Annotated in this window: 18 protein-coding genes and 1 pseudogene; 10 read left to right on the top strand and 9 right to left on the bottom strand. The window is 68.6% G+C overall.

Annotation, left to right across the window (positions count from 1 at the left end; all coding sequences use genetic code 11):
• Positions 1-80 precede the first annotated feature (80 nt).
• On the top strand, positions 81-1,856 hold the full coding sequence (locus tag ACYVOK_RS27715) for a VanW family protein (RefSeq protein WP_460665482.1): 1,776 nt from the start codon (positions 81-83) through the stop codon (positions 1,854-1,856).
• A 36-nt stretch (positions 1,857-1,892) separates the two neighbouring features.
• Here ACYVOK_RS27715 and ACYVOK_RS27710 read toward each other — a convergent pair whose 3' ends face one another.
• Positions 1,893-2,327, bottom strand: a complete 435-nt coding sequence (locus tag ACYVOK_RS27710) for a type II toxin-antitoxin system PemK/MazF family toxin (protein WP_460665481.1) — start codon at positions 2,325-2,327, stop codon at positions 1,893-1,895.
• 29 nt (positions 2,328-2,356) lie between these two features.
• On the bottom strand, positions 2,357-3,283 hold the full coding sequence (locus ACYVOK_RS27705) for a GNAT family N-acetyltransferase (RefSeq protein ID WP_460665480.1): 927 nt from the start codon (positions 3,281-3,283) through the stop codon (positions 2,357-2,359).
• Positions 3,284-3,397: 114 nt separating this feature from the next.
• On the opposite strand from ACYVOK_RS27705, the gene fdxA reads away from it, so the two are divergent.
• Positions 3,398-3,724, top strand: coding sequence for a ferredoxin (gene fdxA / locus ACYVOK_RS27700; RefSeq protein ID WP_012923087.1), 327 nt, complete (start codon positions 3,398-3,400; stop codon positions 3,722-3,724).
• A 207-nt stretch (positions 3,725-3,931) separates the two neighbouring features.
• Here fdxA and ACYVOK_RS27695 read toward each other — a convergent pair whose 3' ends face one another.
• The 3 genes from ACYVOK_RS27695 to dapD all read right to left on the bottom strand — a co-directional run bounded on the left by ACYVOK_RS27695 (position 3,932) and on the right by dapD (position 6,488).
• Positions 3,932-4,432, bottom strand: coding sequence for a hypothetical protein (locus ACYVOK_RS27695; protein WP_460665479.1), 501 nt, complete (start codon positions 4,430-4,432; stop codon positions 3,932-3,934).
• Between the two features lie 48 nt (positions 4,433-4,480).
• Positions 4,481-5,458 (bottom strand): hypothetical protein, encoded by a 978-nt coding sequence (locus tag ACYVOK_RS27690; protein WP_460665478.1) that lies wholly within the window; start codon positions 5,456-5,458, stop codon positions 4,481-4,483.
• A gap of 91 nt (positions 5,459-5,549) precedes the next feature.
• Positions 5,550-6,488 carry a 2,3,4,5-tetrahydropyridine-2,6-dicarboxylate N-succinyltransferase gene (gene dapD / locus ACYVOK_RS27685; RefSeq protein WP_460665477.1) on the bottom strand — a complete coding sequence of 313 codons (939 nt, stop codon included), beginning with the start codon at positions 6,486-6,488 and terminating at the stop codon, positions 5,550-5,552.
• Positions 6,489-6,542: 54 nt separating this feature from the next.
• Between dapD and ACYVOK_RS27680 the strand changes: the two genes are divergently transcribed.
• Positions 6,543-7,379, top strand: a complete 837-nt coding sequence (locus ACYVOK_RS27680) for a phosphotransferase (protein ID WP_460665476.1) — start codon at positions 6,543-6,545, stop codon at positions 7,377-7,379.
• A complete protein-coding gene (locus ACYVOK_RS27675; RefSeq protein WP_460665475.1) occupies positions 7,376-7,867 on the top strand; it encodes a Rossmann-fold NAD(P)-binding domain-containing protein in 492 nt (163 codons plus the stop codon). Before ACYVOK_RS27680 ends, ACYVOK_RS27675 begins: the two co-directional genes overlap by 4 nt.
• 130 nt (positions 7,868-7,997) lie before the next feature.
• Here the strand turns inward: ACYVOK_RS27675 and ACYVOK_RS27670 are convergent, their stop codons facing one another.
• The 3 genes from ACYVOK_RS27670 to ACYVOK_RS27660 form a co-directional block, all read right to left on the bottom strand.
• Positions 7,998-9,005: a LacI family DNA-binding transcriptional regulator gene (locus tag ACYVOK_RS27670; protein WP_460665474.1), complete on the bottom strand. Its 1,008-nt coding sequence runs from the start codon at positions 9,003-9,005 to the stop codon at positions 7,998-8,000.
• Between the two features lie 234 nt (positions 9,006-9,239).
• Positions 9,240-10,199, bottom strand: coding sequence for a ribokinase (locus ACYVOK_RS27665; protein ID WP_460665473.1), 960 nt, complete (start codon positions 10,197-10,199; stop codon positions 9,240-9,242).
• Positions 10,196-10,834 carry a KpsF/GutQ family sugar-phosphate isomerase gene (locus tag ACYVOK_RS27660; protein ID WP_460665472.1) on the bottom strand — a complete coding sequence of 213 codons (639 nt, stop codon included), beginning with the start codon at positions 10,832-10,834 and terminating at the stop codon, positions 10,196-10,198. The genes ACYVOK_RS27665 and ACYVOK_RS27660 overlap by 4 nt, the downstream gene beginning before the upstream one ends.
• Positions 10,835-11,079: 245 nt before the next feature.
• On the opposite strand from ACYVOK_RS27660, the gene ACYVOK_RS27655 reads away from it, so the two are divergent.
• The 6 genes and pseudogenes from ACYVOK_RS27655 (at position 11,080) to ACYVOK_RS27630 (ending at position 17,300) form a co-directional block, all read left to right on the top strand.
• Positions 11,080-12,459, top strand: coding sequence for an ABC transporter substrate-binding protein (locus ACYVOK_RS27655; RefSeq protein ID WP_460665471.1), 1,380 nt, complete (start codon positions 11,080-11,082; stop codon positions 12,457-12,459).
• 68 nt (positions 12,460-12,527) lie between these two features.
• Positions 12,528-13,415 (top strand): carbohydrate ABC transporter permease, encoded by an 888-nt coding sequence (locus tag ACYVOK_RS27650; protein ID WP_460665470.1) that lies wholly within the window; start codon positions 12,528-12,530, stop codon positions 13,413-13,415.
• On the top strand, positions 13,405-14,202 hold the full coding sequence (locus tag ACYVOK_RS27645; protein WP_460665469.1) for a carbohydrate ABC transporter permease: 798 nt from the start codon (positions 13,405-13,407) through the stop codon (positions 14,200-14,202). The genes ACYVOK_RS27650 and ACYVOK_RS27645 overlap by 11 nt, the downstream gene beginning before the upstream one ends.
• Positions 14,203-14,215: 13 nt before the next feature.
• Positions 14,216-14,818 (top strand): annotated as a pseudogene (locus ACYVOK_RS27640) (DUF2961 domain-containing protein); the annotation flags it as partial.
• The gene (locus tag ACYVOK_RS27635) at positions 14,784-15,242 is read left to right on the top strand and encodes a glycoside hydrolase family 172 protein (RefSeq protein ID WP_460665745.1); all 459 of its coding nucleotides are present in this window, start codon (positions 14,784-14,786) and stop codon (positions 15,240-15,242) included. The pseudogene ACYVOK_RS27640 and the gene ACYVOK_RS27635, both read left to right, overlap by 35 nt.
• Before the next feature lie 3 nt (positions 15,243-15,245).
• Positions 15,246-17,300 (top strand): DUF4185 domain-containing protein, encoded by a 2,055-nt coding sequence (locus ACYVOK_RS27630; protein ID WP_460665468.1) that lies wholly within the window; start codon positions 15,246-15,248, stop codon positions 17,298-17,300.
• 77 nt (positions 17,301-17,377) lie between these two features.
• Here ACYVOK_RS27630 and ACYVOK_RS27625 read toward each other — a convergent pair whose 3' ends face one another.
• Positions 17,378-18,061, bottom strand: coding sequence for a hypothetical protein (locus tag ACYVOK_RS27625; protein WP_460665467.1), 684 nt, complete (start codon positions 18,059-18,061; stop codon positions 17,378-17,380).
• Positions 18,062-18,145 lie beyond the last annotated feature (84 nt).

The raw sequence follows: 18,145 nt of genomic DNA, 5'->3' as shown, positions 1-18,145 counted from the left end.
CTTCCTCTTCCCGTAAGATGTGCCCTTGTGCCCCGCGCGGGCACAGCCTGTACACGGCTCGAGCAGGAGGACTCTGTCCGGTGGGGAGAAAGCAGCTCGCGGGGATCATCGCCGCCGCGGGGCTCGGTGTGCTCGTGGTGGGGTACGGGGCGGCGTTCGCGTTCGCCGGCGACAAGATCCCCGGTGACACCACGGTGCTCGGCATCCCGGTCGGCGGACTGTCCGAGAAGGACGCCAAGGCGAAGCTCGAGGCCGGCCTGAAGGACCGGCTGGCCCAGCCGATCGCGCTCAAGGCGGGCGAGTCGACGTACAAGGTGGACCCGGTCGAGGCCGGGCTCAGCGTCGACGTGGACGCCACCATAGAGGCTGCGGGCGGCGGCCGGAGCCTGGCCCCGGGACGCATCTGGCAGGCCCTCACCGGTGGTGACCCGGTCGAGCCGGTGATCACCAAGGACGACGCAAAACTGCAGGCGGCAGTCACCAAGCTCGGGAAGCAGGTCAACCGGCCGGCCACCGAGGGCACGATCACCTTCAAGGACGCCAAGCCGGTCCAGCACGCCCCCGCGGACGGAGTCCAGTTGGACAACGCGAAGGCGACCGCCACCCTGCTCGCCGCGTACCCGGCCGACGGCACCCCGGACGAGCTCGCCGTCAGCGTGACCAAGCCGAAGGCCGGCACGGAGGCGATCGAGCAGGCGATGACGACGTTCGCCGAACCGGCGATGTCCGGCCCGATCCGGCTGACCGTCGGGGAGAAGGCGGTGGAGCTCTCGCCGGCGGAGTACGGACCGGCGCTGACGCTGACCGCCAAGGACGGCGACTTCACCCCGACGCTGAACACGAAGCTGCTCGAGCCGTTGTTCCAGGAGCGGTTCAAGGCGCTGGAGACGCTGCCGAAGGACGCCACCGTGCAGATCGTCGGCAACGGCCCGAGGGTGATCCCGGCCGTCGACGGCATGGTGGTGGACCGGGCGAAGGTCGGTCCGGCGATCCTGTCGGTGCTGCCCAAGCCGGTCGGTGAGCGGCGGGTCGCGGTCCCGCTGACCCGGACCAAGGCCAAGCTGACCACCGAGGCGGCACAGGCGCTCGGGATCAAGGAAGTGATGGGGCAGTTCACCACCCAGTTCCCGCACGCGCCGTACCGCAACGTCAACATCGGCACCGCGGCCCGCAAGATCAACGGCACGCTGCTGAAGCCGAACGAGATGTTCAGCCTGAACAAGATCGTCGGTGAGCGGACCAAGGAGAACGGGTTCACCGAGGGCAACATCATCAGCGGCGGCAAGTTCGTCCTGGACCTCGGCGGCGGGGTGTCGCAGTCGGCCACCACCACCTTCAACGCGGCGTTCTTCGCCGGGCTGAAGGACGTCGAGCACAAGGCGCACAGCGTCTACATCAGCCGCTACCCGGTCGGCCGGGAGGCGACCGTGGCCTGGCCGTCGGTGGACATGAAGTTCCTGAACGACTCCGGGCACGGGATCCTGGTGCAGACGATCTTCAAGGCGTCGACGCCGGGCCGCCAGGGCAGCATCACGGTGAAGATCTGGGGCACCAAGGTCTGGGACATCACCGCCGGCCAGTCGGCGAAGACCAACCCGCGCGCCCCGAAGGTGGTCTACAGCACCGAGCCGAACTGCCGCCCGCAGGCGCCGACGCCCGGCTTCGACATCACCGTCTACCGGTACTTCGCGAAGAACGGCGTCCGGGTCAAGACCGAGTCGTTCGTGACCAAGTACAACGCGGCCGACGACATCCGCTGCGGCCCCAAGCCGGGCACCACCCCGCCGCCGGCTACCACCACCCCGTCCAGCACCGGCAAGCCCAGCACGAACGCCAGCACCCGCCCTCCGAACTGACCCCACAGGCCCAACCGCTCGAGGGGATCGCGGGGATCAGGGCTGGAGTTTGTGGAGTTCGGCGGCGACCTGGTTGAACAGGTCCTCGCCGATCACTGCGCCCTCACGTCGGACCTGGGCCGGGTCGATCCGCAGTACCCGGTCGAGCCGGACCTCGCTCCGACGGCCGTCGCGGTCCCAGGCGCCGCTGCCGATGTCCAGCCAGACCCGGCCCCAGCGGGCCTCGTCGGCGGCGTCGCGGTCGTGGTCCTTGCTGGTCAGGATCAACGCCAGCAGCCACGGTCCGTCCGATCCGACCACGAGCACCGGCCGGTCCTTCCCCCGGCGGTAGTCCTCCTCGAACGGCACCCAGGTCCACACGATCTCGCCCGGATCCGCCACCCCGTCGTCCGGGTGCGGCGTGTACTCGACGTGCACCGTCCCCTCGTAGTCCCCTGCGTACTCGGGCCGCTCCACTACGTGATCCGCCATGCCACCCGAGGTTAGCGGCCATCCCAACGCTAGGGCCGGGTCAGGTAGCGGTACCGGTAGGCCGGCGCGTAGCCGAGGTTGCTGTAGGCGGTGACGGCGGGCGTGTTCTCCTCCAGGACCTCGAGGTACGTACGACGCCCCCCGAGCGGGCCTGCCCAGCGCGCCAGACCCTGCAGGAGAGCCGTGCCGAGGCCTCGACGCCGGTACGACGAGTCGACGCGGATGGCGTCCACACCGAGCCAGTGGCCGGTCATGGAACCGCGCCCCACTGCGACCACCCTGCCATCCAGCGAGATCGACGCGAACACGGCCTTCGGCGCGCCCTCCATCACGGCCGGGGCGGGCTCGGGCACCGGCCCGTCGAAAGCGGCCGCGTACCAGGCCTCATCGGGGTGGTCCGCGATCAGTACGTCGCACGCGGGGAGAGCGTTCACGTGGTCGAGGGTGGTGTGCATGACCAGGACGTCGGACTGGCCGGGGCGGGCGTCGATCCACCCACAGGCCCGGAACTCGGCCTCCTCGCGGCTGCCGACGCGGATCAGGGCCAGCGCGGGCAGTCCGCGCTCGTCGTAGAACTCCTCGGCCTGCTTGAGGGCCTCGGGCACGGGCATCCCGGGGTCGCCCGCGGGCAGCAGCGAGTTGGCCCGGCCGGTCCAGCCGGACGATGCCCGCAGCAACCACTGGCCGACGTACGACGTCTCGACCGCCGGCCGGCCGAGTGCGGTGGTGAGGAACAACTGCTCCACGTCCACAGGGCGCAGCGGCATCTCCGGGATCGTTTTCGCGGCCGTCACATCGCTGACACGAATCTCGTGCAGACTGCTGTCTGCGTGGCGAACGACAAGGACCTCCGGGTTCCAGGACTGCAGTACGCCGATCACGTCGGTGAGCCCGCCGGGGATCCGGTGCCTGACGACGACACGGTGGCCGATATCACGGGCGCTCAGGCCTGACACGATGCGGACTCCTGGCAGAGTGGGCGAAGTATTACCGTGATACTAGATACCGCATCACAGCATCGCAGCACCCCAAGACCAGCGCTGCGCTTGCCTGCCATAGGAGGAGTAGCAGTGACCTACGTCATCGCGCAGCCGTGTGTTGACCTGAAGGACCTCGCCTGTGTCGAGGAATGCCCCGTCGACTGCATCTACGAGGGCAACCGGATGCTCTACATCCACCCCGACGAGTGTGTCGACTGCGGGGCATGCGAGCCGGTCTGCCCGGTCGAGGCGATCTACTACGAGGACGACACCCCGGAGCAGTGGAAGGACTACTACACCGCGAACGTCGACTTCTTCAACGACCTCGGCTCCCCGGGTGGTGCCTCCAAGCTCGGCAAGATCGACAAGGACCACCCCTTCATCGCCGCCCTGCCCCCGCAGGAACACGACGAGTAACTCCTGAAACCAGCGGTGGTGGGGTGATCGCCGCCCTGCCTCCGCAGGAACACGACGAGTGAGTTCTCGAAAGGTGCAGAGGCGGTGAGTTTGCTCGCCGCCCTGCCCCCGCAGGAACACGTGGAGTAACTGCTGGGAGATCGCCGCTCTGCGGCTGTATGTGGACGTCTGAGCGGGGCGGGTGCGCCGTGGGTGGCCCGCCTCATGTCAGAGTTCGGCTTTGACGGAGGCCTCGAGGAGTGCCTTCTCGTCGCAGAGCTTGAATCCAATCGAGGCGATCACGACCCCCGGAACGGCCCAGACGGCGATCGCGACCAGGGTGTCCACCACGGCAGCCTGAGCAGCCGCCTGGGACCCGGTCCTCGCGAGCCTCACACCCGCCTCCAGCCCCCGGTCGAGGCCGACACCGAGCAGCAGATATCCCACGATGGCCAGCAGCCGGCCGAAGCGGTCCCGCGCACCCCGCCGGCGCGCTCCCCGCCAGACGTACCGGCCGATCGTGAGCACGATCGCCCCCCAGAACGTCACCGCCACCGCGTCCGAGAGCCGCCGTGAGACTCCGCCTCCGCCGAACGGGTCAGATCCGGTCATGAGCTGGACCGCCGCGGCCAGCCCGTAGAGCGCCACGGCGATCCCCGCGACGATCAGCAACGCACCGAGCAGGTTGAACACGATGTTCGGTCGGTGTTGTGCCCCCAGGTTGTTCATGCACCCAGAGTGAGTGCGTACCTTAAGACACCCTTCAGATGCGGAGAGCTACTGCTCGACGACGTCCACGTGGACGTGGTCGAGGTGGCGGAGGATGGCGGCGTCCCCGGACCGCGCCGGCGGTGTGTAGTCACGCCATCCGCTGTCCGAGCGGCGGCCGGAGGTCCAGATCTTGTCACTGAAGATGATCGTCCGGATGTTCAGGAGCTCCGCCCGGGCCACCAGGTACTGCGCCATCGCCCAGCCCCTGGTCGTGTTCGCCGCCGTGACCGGACGCACGAAGATGTCCACCGCCCGGCCCTCGTAGTGCGCGGAGCCCTCCATGTGCCCGGACCGGATCCCGCCCGGTGCGTACCCGCCGGTCGACAGCCTCCCGAACGTCTGCAGCAGATCCCGCCGTACGGCGTCCGCTCGCGGCGTCAGCCCGTTCCTGCCCATCGTCTGCGCGTCCACGGATTCGATGTCCACGGTGCAGCTGAACGCGGCCTTCGACTGCCCGGTCAGCGCCGACGCGAGGATCCGCGCATCGGCCTCGTGGTCCGCGTACGCGTTGGGGAACGCGCTGCGCTGCACCCGGTCGGCCGCGACCGTCACCGCGAGACTCTGGTAGTTCCTGATCTTCACCAGCGCGTCGTAGAACTTCCCGGCCGCGTAGTGCGGATCGCGGACCTGCGCCGGGGTGCCCCAGCCCTGCGACGGCCGCTGCTGGAACAAACCGAGCGAGTCCCGGTCCCCGTGGGCCAGGTTCCGCAGCCCGGACTCCTGGTACGCCGTCGCCAGCGCGATCGTCGCCGCCCGCGCCGGCAGCCCGCGCCGTACGGCGACACCCGCGATGATCGCGGCGGACTCGGCCTGTTCCAGGTCCAGTACGACGGTCGCGCCGTTGACGGTGGCCTCGCACTGCTCCTTCGGTGGCAGGATCGCCGGCAGGTCTGTGTCGCCGATCCACGAGATCGCGGCGCCGACTGCCAGCGCGAGCGCACCCAACGCGCCCACGGCAATGACGGCGCCCCGTTTCATCGGCATACCGCTCCCAACGTTCGGGGGCGGGGTCCGGGTTCCTGTCTGTGGGTCACGAAGCGGTAGACGTGCAGGACCCGCGGTTGGTTGCCAGGCGTCACGCGTTGGCGTGAAGGGCTTCGTTGAGCGTGATGCCCTCACCCTTGCGGGGGCGGGCCTCGACGGCGCCGGTGACCGAGTTGCGGATGTACAGGAGTCCCGGCTGACCGGACAACTCGCGCGCCTTGACCACCGTGCCGTCCGGGAGGGTGACCTTGGTCCCCGCGGTCACATACAGACCGGCCTCGACCACGCAGTCGTCGCCGAGCGAGATCCCGGTGCCGCCGTTCGCGCCGAGCAGGCAGCGCTTGCCGATCGACACGACCTGCTTGCCGCCGCCGGACAGCGTGCCCATGATCGACGCGCCGGCGCCGATGTCACTGCCGTCGTCGACCACGACCCCGGCCACGATCCGTCCTTCGACCATCGACGTACCGAGGGTGCCCGCGTTGAAGTTCACGAATCCCTCGTGCATGACCGTCGTCCCGGCGGCCAGGTGTGCGCCGAGCCGGACCCGGTCGGCGTCGGCGATCCGGACGCCGCTCGGTACGACGTAGTCCGTCATCCGCGGGAACTTGTCGACGCTCGTCACGGTCAGGTACTTACCGGCGGCGCGGGCCCGCAGCCGGACCTGCTCGACCTCCTCGACCGGGACCGGGCCGAGCGACGTCCACGCGTTGTTCGGCAGGGCGGCGAAGATGCCGTCCAGGTTGACGCCGTGCGGGCGGACCAGCCGGTGCGAGAGCAGGTGCAGCCGCAGGTACGCGTCGGCGGTGCCGTCCGGGGCCTGGTCCAGGGCGATCTCGGCCGAGACGACCTCACGCCGTACCTGCCGCAACTCGTCGTTGCCCTCGGCGGCGATCAGCTCGGCGGGCGCCTTGACGTCCTCCGGCTTGGTGCCGAGCGCGGGCGCCGGGTACCAGACGTCGAGGACGGTCCCGGAGACGGTGACGGTGGCGAGGCCGAAGCCCCAGGCGTGCGTGGCGTTCTGGGTCATACCCCACACCCTAATTCGGCGACGAGCGGCGGCGGAGCATGGTCTACTTTTCGGATGCTTCCTGTCTGGCTCGAGAGCGTGTCGGATCCAGTTCTGCAGGCGACGGGGGCTCCGTCGGTCGAGGCGCTCAAAGGTGAGCTGCTGCGGCAGTGGGGTTCATCGGAGGTGTGGAGGCTGTCGTACGGCCTCAACAGCGTGATCGCCAAACGCGGCACCGACGCCCAGGCCGGCGAGGCTCAGGTCTACGAGAAGTACGTGATTCCATTGGCGTTGCCTGCGCCGAAGCTGATTCACAACGGCGGCAACGTGCTCGTGCTCGCCGACGTGGGGCGGGTCACACTGGAGCAGGAACCGTCGGCGGAGGGCTTCCTGGCCGCCGCCGAGCTGCTCGCCGACATCCGCAGCCGGCCGGTGCCCGGACCGAGCGGATTCCCGCCCGAACACGCCAAGGAACTGGCCGGGCGGATCGGCCGGATCTCGTTCGACCTGGCGCCGCTGACCCAGGCGCTGACCCTGCTGCACCAGGAGGCGCCGCTCGCGGTCGTCCACGGCGACTTCGTGCCGAAGAACCTGGTCTCCGACGGGACCCGATGGACGGCGGTCGACTGGCCGCTGACCTATCTCGCCCCGCACCTGAGCGACCTGTACACCCTGGTCCGCGATGCCGTTGCCCTCGGCCACGACCGCGGACCGATCGTCGCCCACTACGTCGAGGCGGCCGGCGCGGACTCCTTCCTGGTCGACCGGCAGCTCCTGGCCGGCGGCGCGTGCTTCTGCCTGCGCGCGCTGGACTTCGTCGTCGCGGAAGGTCTGCGCACGATCCCGGAGTCCCGGGACTGGATCGACCCGCTGCTGGCCGAGCTCGAGGGCCTCGTGGAGCAGTTGGCGTGAAGCTGCTCGTCCTCGGCGGCACCAAGAACCTCGGCCGCCACGTGGTCGAGGCCGCTCTCCGCGACGGCCACGACGTCACCCTGTTCAACCGCGGCGTCACCAACCCGGCCCTGTTCCCGTCCGTGCGCCGGTTGACCGGCTCCCGATCGCAGCCGGATGCGCTGGAGACAGGGGAGTGGGACGGGGTGATCGACATGTCCGGTTTCCTGATCCACGACGTACGGCGAAGTGCCGAGCTGCTCCGGGATCGCGTCGGGCACTACACGTACATGTCGTCGATCGCCGTCGACGCGAGCAGGATCACGCGGGGTATGACGGAGGACGCGCCCTTGCTGCCCTGGCCGGAGGGCGCATCCGAGAACCACTTCAGCATGGACCTCTACGGCCCGTCCAAGGCCTGCTGCGAATCGTTGCTGTCGGCCCACTTCGGCGACCGCACCGCCGCCGTCCGCTCCGGCTTCGTCGTCGGCCCCTACAAACTTGCCTGAGCCTGCGGCCCGACCACGAAATCGTCCGCGACTATGTGGCCTGGATCCAAGCTGGAAACACCCCGCCACCCCCACCGCACTGACCGAACATCGCCCGCGCCATCAGCACCGACAGAGCGCGGTGTTGCTCTTACTTCTTTGTTTTCCTGGGGGCTGAGGTGGCTCGGATGTGGAGTTCGGTGCGGAGGGTGACGGTGGAGGGCGGTCGGCCGGGGGAGGCGATGCGGTCCTTCAGCAGCAGGCCGGCCGTGCGACCGAGTTCGTAGGTGGGCTGGGCCACTGTGGTCAGGCTGGGGACGACGAGGTCGGCCCACGGGATGTCGTCGAAGCCGACGACGGCGATGTCGGCCGGGGCGCGGACGCCCTTCTTCGCCAGGCATTCCAGGGCGCCGACCGTCATCAGGTTGTTCGTGACGAACAACGCCTCCGGCGGCTCGGGCAACTCGAGCAGGCTCTCCATCGCGGCGTACCCACCGGCCTCGCGGAAGTCGGCGTGCCGGACCAGGTCCTTGTCGTAGCGGATCCCGCCGGCCCGCAGCGCGGCCCGGTAACCGGCCAGCCGGTCCATCGCCGTACTGACCTTGCGCGGACCGGTGATGCACGCGATCCGCCGGTAACCGCCGTCGATCAGGTGCTTCACGCCCTCGGTCGCGCCGTGCTCGTTGTCGACCAGGACAGTGTCCGCCTCGACGCCGTCGACCCGGCGGTCGATCAGCACCATCGGGATCTTCGCGTCCGCGAGTTGCTGCACGCCTTCCGCCGTACTGGTCGGGGAGATCACCACACCGGCCATCTGCTCGGTCAGCACCGCCGAGGCGTACGCCGTCTCCTTGGCCGGGTCCTCGTCGGAGTTGCACAGGACGACGTGGAAGCCCTCGGTCTGGGCGACGTCCTCCAGACCGCGGACGAGCGAGGTGAAGAACGGGTTCTCGATGTCGGAGATGACAACGGCCCACAGGTTCGTACTGGATTTGCGGAGGTTTCTGGCCACGCCGTTCGGGCGGTAACCCAGTTCCGCCACCGCGGCGCGGACCTTCTCGGACAACTCCGGATCCACGTTGCGCCGGCCGCTCAGCACGCGCGAGACGGTGGCCGGAGACACACCGGATCTACGCGCGACGTCGTAGATCGTCGTCATGCCTGCTCCCCGCTGGAGTCCAGTAGATCGTCTGGATCGCACTCTAACTCCGATCCGGGGGAGAGTGCTCCAGGAGTGGCGTAGCTTGGCGCTGCTGACGCCCATGCACGCACCTCGCGCCCTTTGAGCAACATCCACGATGCTCCGCATCGAGGACGCCGCTCAAAGAACGCGATGCACGCACCTGGACGCCAGCATCGCTCAAGCTCCGCCACTCCTGGAGCACTAAGGATCTCACGACGAGGGCGGGCCCACCGAGAAGGCCGCGCCGTCCAGCAGGGCGAGGGCGGCGGCCCGGTCCGGAGCGGAGTCGGCGGCGCCGTTCACGGTGGTCGACAGGGCACCGGCGGCATTGGCGAGTCGTACGGCGTCCACGAGCTCGGACCCGGCGGCGAGCGACGCGGCCAGCGAGCCGCAGAACGCATCGCCGGCGCCGACCGTGTCGACCGTCGCCACCTGATGCGGATCGATCCAGACCTCGGCCTGGGTCGTTCGGTCGACGACGAACGCACCCCGCGCGCCCAGTGTCACCACACAGCCCCGAAGGTCCCACTCGTCCGCGAGTTTGCGGGCGATCACCGGCACCTGCGATTCGTCGTCGCAGTCCAGCCCGGTCAGCGCGGCCGCCTCGACCTCGTTGGGGACCAGGATGTCGACGTACGACGCCAGCGACGAGTCGACGGGTCCGACCGGAGCCGGCGTGAGGATCGTGGTGACACCCGCGGTCGAGGCGAGCCGGAGGGCAGTTCGGCTCGCCTCGACCGGGAGTTCCAGTTGCACGCTGAGGACGGCGCTGGCGGTCAGCACGTCCGCGGCCGCCTCGACGTCGGCGGGGGTGATCGCGGCGTTGGCGCGGGACACGATGATGATCGAGTTGCCGCCGTCGGGCAGGACCAGCGGGAGTCCCACCCCGGTGCCGAGTTCGGGGTGCCGGACGACCCACGAGGTGTCGACGCCGTCGGACTCGAGCAGTTCGAGGAACTCCTCGCCGTACCGGTCCTCGCCGATCGTCCCGACGATCGCCGTCCGCGCGCCCATCCGTGCGGCCGCGATCGCCTGGTTGACGCCCTTGCCGCCGAGGAACTCGGCGAACCCGGTCCCGTGCAGGGTCTCACCGGGCAGCGGCCGGCGTTCCGCGGTGGCCACCAGATCCTTCATGAACGAGCCCAGTACACACACGTCATATCGGTTCATGCCTCTTCCCCCAGCAGCCGCCGGCCGAGGGCGCCGGACGGGTGGAAGCGGGCGAAGTCGTGATGGCTGAAGTCCCGCAGGACGACGAGGGCGCAAGCCAGCGCGTCGCCCATCGCGAGGGCGGCGGTGGTGGACGCGGTCGGGGCGAGGTTCAGCGGATCCGCCTCGCGCAGCACCATCGTGTCCAGCGTGTACGTCGCGATCCGCGCCAGCGTGGACTCCTCGTTGCCGGTCATCGCGATCACCGGGATCTCGCGCTCGCGCAGCATCCGCGCGAACGCGCACACCTCGGCGGTCTCGCCGGACGCGGACAGGGCCAGGACGAGATCGCGGTTGGTGACCGCACCGGAGTCGCCGTGCAGCGCGTCCCCGGAATGGATGAAGGTCGCCGGCGTACCGGTGCTGGCCAGGGTGGCGGCGATCTTGCGGCCGACCAGCCCGGACTTGCCGAGACCGGTCACCACCAGGTGACCTTCGCAGCCGGCGACCGCGATCAGCACGTCCAGGAACGCCCCGTCCAACCGGTCCGCCAGCGCCGACACGGCCGCCGCCTCGGTCTCGATCGCGTTCCTCGCCGCCTGCAGCCCCAACGCGACCAGATCCCGGGGTGCCTCGACACCGCCACGATTCGGCACAACTGGCATCCCAGAGCCCTCTCATCTCAGAAATCGATTTCCGCAGACTAGGCAGCGGGGTCCGGCAGTGTCAACGCCTGCACGTCGGTCGAAACCTCGCCTGCACGAGGGAATCGGCAGATTTGACCACATCGACACCGGTCCGGGCCTTGACCGGCCAGGGCGTCACTCGTAGATTGCGAGAAATCGATTGCCCCGAAACGGTTAAACACGGTCGGCCGTTCGAGACACCCCTGGAGCACCTGATGGCCGCAACACCCTTCCCTGCACGACGCCACAGCCCTGCCACGCCGGTCAGCCGGCGTTCGATCCTGCGCGGCGGACTGGGCGCACTGGCCGCCTCTGCGGTCGGCGGACCGCTGCTGACCGCCTGTGGTGGTGACGAGTCCGGCGGCAACGCCAAGGAGATGTCGTTCTGGAACTTCTACGGACCCTCCGACGACCAGGGCCCGCAGAGCAAGTGGTTCGTCTCGCTGGTCGAGGAGTGGAACAAGAACAACGACGTCAAGGTCAAGCTGCGCTACATCCCCGGCAAGGACTACCTGAACGGCACCACCCTGCAGACCGCGTTCCAGTCGGGACAGGGCCCGGACATCTTCCTGATCAGCCCCGGTGACTTCCTGCGCTACTACAACGGCGGCGTCCTGCAGGACCTCGGGCCGGCGCTGTCGGAGGAGGCGAAGGCCGACTACCTGCCCGGCCTGCTCGAGGCCCGCAGCGTCGACGGCAAGGTCTACGGCCTGCCGATGGAGATCGAGCCGCTCGCGATGTATTACAGCGAGACCGCGTTCGAGAAGGCCGGCCTGTCCGAGGCCGACCTGCCGAAGACCTGGGACCAGACCCTCGCGGTCGCGGAGAAGCTGACCGGCAAGGACCGGTACGGCGTGATGTTCGAGACGCTGCCCGGCTACTACCAGAACTTCACCTGGTACCCGTTCCTCTGGCAGGGCGACGGCACCCCGATCAAGGACGGCAAGGTCGCGTTCGACTCCCCGGCCGCCGTCCAGGCGCTGAAGTTCTGGCAGGACACGATCCAGAACAAGGTGGCTCCGCGCAAGGCGCTCGGCGACGGCGGCGGTGACGTGGTGTCCAACCTGGGCTCGGGCGCGGTCGCGATGCAGCAGAGCGGCATCTGGGCGGTCGCCGACATGCGGGCCAAGGCGAAGAACTTCAAGTACGGCATCATCCCGCACCCGATTCCGGACGGCGGCAAGCCGGCCACCGACCTCGGCGGCTGGGCCTTCGTCGCCAACGCCAAGGGCAAGAACCCCGAGGCCGCGGCCAAGTTCATCGCCTGGGCGCTCGGCTCGACCGACGCCGCCGGTGTCGAGCGGCAGCGGCAGTGGAACACCGTGGTGAAGACCAACGTGCCGCCGCGCAAGTCGGTGCAGGAGGCCGCCGACGCGAAGGGCGCGTTCGCTGAGGGTGTGCTGAAGCAGTTCGTCAGCGAGATCGCGCCGACCGGCAAGCCGGAGCCGCGGTTCCCACCGGAGGTGTACCAGCCGATCGCCGACGCCATCCAGGCCTGCCAGCTGAACGCCGCCGACCCGGCCAAGGCGGCGGCCGACGCGGCGGCCCGGATCGACACGTTCCTGAAGACCTACCAGGGCGCGCCGATCAGCTGATGGTCACCACCACAGCCCCTCCGTCCAAGCCACAGGCGACGGCTTCGGCTCGACGGCCGAAGGCTGGTATGACCCGGAAACGGCGTGAGGCCCTGGCGGCGTACGCCTTCCTCGCGCCGGACACCATCGGCCTGCTGATCTTCGTCGCGCTGCCGATGGTGCTCGCCTTCGGCGTCGCGTTCTTCAAGGTCGACGGCTTCGGGAACTACCAGTACGTCGGTCTGGCCAACTACAAGCTGATGTTCGGCGACGACCAGCTCTGGGCGTCGCTCAAGGTCACCGCGATCTACGTGGTCACGTTCGTGCCGCTCGCGTTCGTGGTCAGCTTCGCGCTGGCGATGCTGGTCCGCAACCACTTCAAGGGCATCGGCTGGGTCCGCTCGGCCTTCTTCCTGCCCAACGTGGTCAGCCTGGTCGTGGTCGGCCTGATCTGGCAGTTCCTGCTGGTCGACAAGCGCGGCGCGCTGTCCAAGCTGCTGGCGCCGTTCGGCCTCGGCGACGTGTCCTTCCTCGGTACGCCCGCCCTTGCCCTCGGCACCTATGTGGTGATCAGCGTCTGGTTCCTGATGGGCTACCAGATGCTGGTCTTCCTGGCCGGGCTCAAGGACGTGCCGAAGGAACTCGAGGACGCCGCGCAGATCGACGGCGCGGGCACGTGGCAACGGTTTCGGTACGTGATCTGGCCGTTGCTGCGCCCGACCAGCTTCTTCGTCGTGGTCAACTCGACCATCGGCGCCGTCACCGGCCTGCAGGCGTTCGACCTGGTCTTCGTCCTCACCAAGGGCGGCCCGGCCCGGGCGACCAGCACGGTCGTGCTCTACATCTACGAGCAGGCGTTCACCTTCAACAACATGGGGTACGCCGCCGCCCTGACCACCGTGGTCGTCGCAGTCCTGGTGATCTGCACCGGCCTGATGTTCGGCTTCACCCGAGGAGGCCGGTTCGATGAGGATTAGATTCCTGCCGATCCTTGCCCATGTCCTGGCGATCATCGCCGTCCTGCCGCTGCTGTGGATCGCGATCAGCGCGCTGAAACCGGCCGAGGACGTGTTCTCGTTCGGCTGGCCGACCACCTGGACGCTGGACAACCTGCAGTACGTGCTGCTGAAGATCCCGATGCCTCGGTTCATGCTGAACAGTGCGGTGGTGTCGGTCGTGGTCACCGTGGTGGCGCTGTTCTTCCACTCGATGGCGGCGTACGCGCTGGCCCGGCTGCGGTTCCCCGGCCGCGGGATCATCTTCTCCGGCATCATGTCGACGCTGCTCGTCTCGCTGCCGGTGATCCTGGTGCCGCTGTTCCTGGTGGCCAAGCAACTCGGCCTGCTGGACAGCTACGCCGGCCTGATCGTGCCGAGCATCTTCCACGCCTTCGGGATCTTCCTGCTCCGGCAGTACTACCTGAACATCCCGCGCGAGCTGGAGGAGGCGGCCGACCTGGACGGCTGCGGCTACTGGCGCCGGTACTGGAGCGTCATCCTGCCGCTCAGCCGGCCGGTGCTGGCCTCGCTGTCGGTGCTGTTCTTCCTGGCCAACTGGAACGCGTTCCTCTGGCCGCTGACCATCACCCGGAACCCGGACCTGCGCGTCATCCAGCTCGGTGTGTCCGGCATGCAGGGTCAGTACGCCTCGGCGTGGAACCTCATCCTCGCGGCCGCGGTGATCGCGGCCATCCCGACGGTCGTGGTGTTCGTCGCGGGCCAGAAACGGCTGGTCGACGCGATGAAGACGACCGGCCTCAAGTAGCTGAAAGGCTGGAATGTACGGCGACTATGGCAGCAGTCTGCGTGATCTGCCGCGACTGAGGAACTCCAAGCGGCGGCGCGCGTCGAGCTGGGACCGATCCGGTGGCAACGACGACCGCCTGACGATCCGGCCGGGTGAGACCGCCGTACTGGCGGATCTCGAGGGACCGGGATCGATCAACCACATCTGGTGCACGGTGGCGCGGGACAGTCCGTGGGGTCCGGACGAGATGGACGGCGACTACCTGCGCAAGCTGATCCTCAAGATCACCTGGGAGGACTCGTCCGAGCCGAGTGTGCTGGTGCCGCTCGGCGACTTCTTCGGCGTGGGGCACGGCAGGACGGTGAACTTCGTCAGTGCCCCCTTGCAGATGAGCCCGCAGGACGGCAAGGGGTTCAACTGCTGGTTCCACATGCCGTTCGCCGGTCGGGCCCGCGTCGAGCTGATCTCGGAGCTGACCGCGGCGCCGGTGTTCTTCTACTACTACATCGACTACGAACTGTTCGACGGCGTCCAGGACGGGCTCGGGTACTTCCACGCGTCGTACAACCGGCAGAACCCGACCGACGGGGTCGACCAGGGTGACGAGACGCTGCGGCAGTACCAGGTGGAGGGCACCAACCTGGACGGTGCCGGCAACTACGTCGTCCTCGACACCGAGGGCAAGGGGGCACTACGTCGGGTGCGTCGTCAGCATCCGCAACCTGCGCGACTCGGCCGACTGGAACTGGTACGGCGAGGGCGACGACATGATCTTCATCGACGGCGAACCGTTCCCGCCGTCACTGCACGGCACCGGCACCGAGGACTACTTCAACACCGCCTGGTGCCCGAGCGAGGCGTACTCGGCGCCGTACCACGGCATCACCCTGCCCGGTGGGCCGAACTGGAGCGGCGAGATCTCGCTGTACCGCTTCCACATCGAGGATCCGATCACGTTCTTCGAGTCCATCCGCGTGACCATCGAGCACGGGCACGCGAACAAGCGCAGTGACGACTGGTCGTCGGTCGCGTACTGGTACCAGACCCTGAAGGGATAGCGCATGAAGCGTGGGGCCTTGTTGGCTGTCCTGCCGCTGGTGTTCGGCTCGGCGGCGCTGGCGATCGACTCGGGGCGGCAACCGGCCGCTCCTGTTGCTCCCAGCAACTACATCGGCACGGCCGAGGTCGAGTCGAAGGGGATGCCGAGCCAGAGCGACGGCGACCTGTGGCCGTCCTGCTGGGCCGGCAACGACAAGCTGTACGCCGCCAACGGCGACGGCAAGGGGTTCAGCCTCGACGGCGACTTCGCCGACATCGCGGTCAACGAGATCGACGGCACCCCCGGGAACCTCACCGGGACGACGATCTCGAAGGGCGACCAGGTCGGGTCGATCTGGAGCGGCGGCGGGTACAACCGCAAGCCCACCGGCATGGTGTGCGTCGGCGACACGCTGTACCTGGCGGTCCAGGACCTGGCGCTCGACTTCAACGACGTACCGGCGGCGACGATCCTGAAGTCGACCGACCACGGGCGGACCTGGACCTGGGACAAGTCCCGGCCGATGTTCTCCGACCACGTGTTCACGACGATCTGGTTCGCCGACTTCGGCAAGGGTGGTGCGCTCGCGCCGGACGGGTACGTCTACGCCTACGGCCTGGACGGGAACTGGCGGGACTCGTTCGACGACACCGTCGCGGATCCGCAGAGTGTGTTCATGGCGCGGGTCCCCAAGGGCAAGGTGCAGGACCGCGGCGCCTGGCAGTTCTATGCCGGGAGCAACGACCGCGGGCCGGCCTGGTCGAAGCAGATCGCCGACCGCAAGCCGGTGCTGACCGACCAGCGGCGGCTGTACGCCCAGACGTACGGGACGAACGCGTCGAACCTGAGCGTGATCAGCCAGGGCGGTGTCACGTACCTGGAGAAGCAGAAGCGATATGTCTACACGTCGTGGACGGAGTACACCTTCGAGTTCTACGAGGCGCCGACGCCGTGGGGCCCGTGGAAACACTTCCTCAGCAAGGACTTCGGCGGGTACCCGTGGTCGACCTCGAAGTACGGCGGGTACGGCGTGACGATCCCGTCGAAGTTCGTCCAGCCGGACGGGCGGACCATGTACGTGCAGGCGAACGTGTGCCCGTGCGGTGGCGGTGGGATCGGGACGTCGGTCTACAACTTCAACCTGCGCAAGCTGGTGCTGACACCGTCGGTGCCGGATGCGGCGGACAATCTGCCGGGCAACGACAACCTGGCTGCCTCGTCCACCGGTGCGGTCGCGATCTCGAAGTCGACGCAGTCGGGCAGCCTGGCGTTGATGAACGACGGTGCGCTGACCGGCAGCGAGACCGACTTCGACGACGAGATCAAGGGCGCGTCGTGGTGGGGCTACACCTGGCCCGGTAAGCAGAAGGTCAACCGGGTCGAGTTCACCTCCGGGGCCGTGTCGAGTGAAGGTGGGTACTTCACCGGTCGGCCGCGGGTGCAGGTGAAGGTCGACGGCTCGTGGGTGGAAGTCGGCGCGCAGACCGTGTCGCCGGCGTACCCGGGAGACGCCACGGCCGGTGCGAACAAGACGTACACCATCACCTTTCCGGTCCAGGAGACCGACGGTGTGCGAGTGATCGGGCTGCCGGGCGGGACCCGCAGTTACACGTCGGTGTCCGAGTTGGCGGTTCGGTACGTCGCCCAACTCGCCGACGGTGGATTCGAGGGAACAGGCGGTGGGAAGCCGGCCTGGCTCTTCGAAGGTACGGCGGCCAACGGTGTCGACCGTGGTCTCGGGTTCGCGCACTCCGGCGCCAACAACGGCTGGATCCGCTGCACCTGCACCGGCTGGAGCGCCCTGTACCAAACCGTGCCGGTCGTCCCGGGTACGACGTACACGTTCGGCTCCTGGATCAACGCGTCCGCAGGGTTGCCCGCCGGCCAGGGCCGCTTCGGCGTCCGCTCCGGAACCCAGGACCTGGCCTCGAAGACCTTCGGCGCCTCCAACGGCTACGCCCACCACGAGGTCACCGTCACCATCCCCGCCGGAATCCACGAGGTCACCGTCTACGCCGGCTTCAACGCCCCCAACACGGACACCTGGATCCAACTGGACGACTTCACGGTGAGTTGAGCCGGTCGCCGGCGGGTTATGCGATGGCCGGTCTGTTGCAACCAGCCATCGGTCGAACAACCCGCCGGCGGCCGCCCTCAGGGCCGCGTTCCCCGCGCCACCTCGTAGGCGAAGACCGCGAAGAACGCGGTGGTGATGACGCAGCCCCACCACATCACTCCGGAGATCGAGAAGGCCAGGAATCCCGCGACCACGGCGAGCGGCGCCCACCAGCGGACAATGCCTCCGCGCCAGGCGGCGACGGCCGCGACCGGGAGCGCCAGCATCAGGCCGGCGATCCCGGGGACCGCCAGCACGCCGGCACCCCACATGGTGTCCTCGATCAGTCGCGTCACTTCCACGGCGGTGTCCACGCCCGCGACCTGCCCGATGGCCGAGTCGTAGTAGTCGACGAACAGCAGACCAGGCAGTGAGGTGGCGCCCACGAATCCGAGGAACGCGCCGACATTCGCCAGCCAGGAGCCGCGGTCCCGGACGTACGCCGCGAGCAGCATGGCCGGCGTGATCCAGAACGCGTAGGACCAGTGGAACCCGATCGACTTCCACTGCAGAACGTCGGGGTTTGCCGCGTAGTTCTGGTACAACTCGCGCCCGGACTGGCCCGCGGCCGGATCGGCGGCGGCTCCGAGTACGGCGAAGAGGCCGGCCAGCACCGGCGAGGCGACGAGGAACACCCGGCGCGCCGACAACGCGGAGCGCCGGGTCGTCTTGACAGGAGCCTCGAGGGACGCGCCTTGGTCGGCTGGGGTGATGGTGGTCATGGTCGTGAGTCCTCCCGTGGTTTGGATCTGCCCCCACCTTCACCGCCGCCTGCCTCAGCATGGATCGGCCACGGGACGGAGATC

The organism is Kribbella swartbergensis (assembly GCF_054784135.1).
The sequence above is the reverse complement of the archived record's forward strand: the minus strand, read 5'-3'. Positions and strand labels throughout refer to the sequence as shown.

Excerpts from the sequence above, each read along its gene's own strand:
- ACYVOK_RS27695 (WP_460665479.1), bottom strand. The coding sequence starts at position 4,432 with ATGAACAACCTGGGGGCACAACACCGACCGAACATCGTGTTCAACCTG.
- ACYVOK_RS27680 (WP_460665476.1), top strand. The coding sequence starts at position 6,543 with ATGCTTCCTGTCTGGCTCGAGAGCGTGTCGGATCCAGTTCTGCAGGCG.
- ACYVOK_RS27710 (WP_460665481.1), bottom strand. The coding sequence starts at position 2,327 with ATGGCGGATCACGTAGTGGAGCGGCCCGAGTACGCAGGGGACTACGAG.
- dapD (WP_460665477.1), bottom strand. The coding sequence starts at position 6,488 with ATGACCCAGAACGCCACGCACGCCTGGGGCTTCGGCCTCGCCACCGTC.
- ACYVOK_RS27645 (WP_460665469.1), top strand. The coding sequence starts at position 13,405 with ATGAGGATTAGATTCCTGCCGATCCTTGCCCATGTCCTGGCGATCATC.
- ACYVOK_RS27690 (WP_460665478.1), bottom strand. The coding sequence starts at position 5,458 with ATGCCGATGAAACGGGGCGCCGTCATTGCCGTGGGCGCGTTGGGTGCG.
- ACYVOK_RS27650 (WP_460665470.1), top strand. The coding sequence starts at position 12,528 with ATGACCCGGAAACGGCGTGAGGCCCTGGCGGCGTACGCCTTCCTCGCG.
- ACYVOK_RS27665 (WP_460665473.1), bottom strand. The coding sequence starts at position 10,199 with ATGAACCGATATGACGTGTGTGTACTGGGCTCGTTCATGAAGGATCTG.
- ACYVOK_RS27655 (WP_460665471.1), top strand. The coding sequence starts at position 11,080 with ATGGCCGCAACACCCTTCCCTGCACGACGCCACAGCCCTGCCACGCCG.
- ACYVOK_RS27670 (WP_460665474.1), bottom strand. The coding sequence starts at position 9,005 with ATGACGACGATCTACGACGTCGCGCGTAGATCCGGTGTGTCTCCGGCC.
- ACYVOK_RS27630 (WP_460665468.1), top strand. The coding sequence starts at position 15,246 with ATGAAGCGTGGGGCCTTGTTGGCTGTCCTGCCGCTGGTGTTCGGCTCG.
- ACYVOK_RS27625 (WP_460665467.1), bottom strand. The coding sequence starts at position 18,061 with ATGACCACCATCACCCCAGCCGACCAAGGCGCGTCCCTCGAGGCTCCT.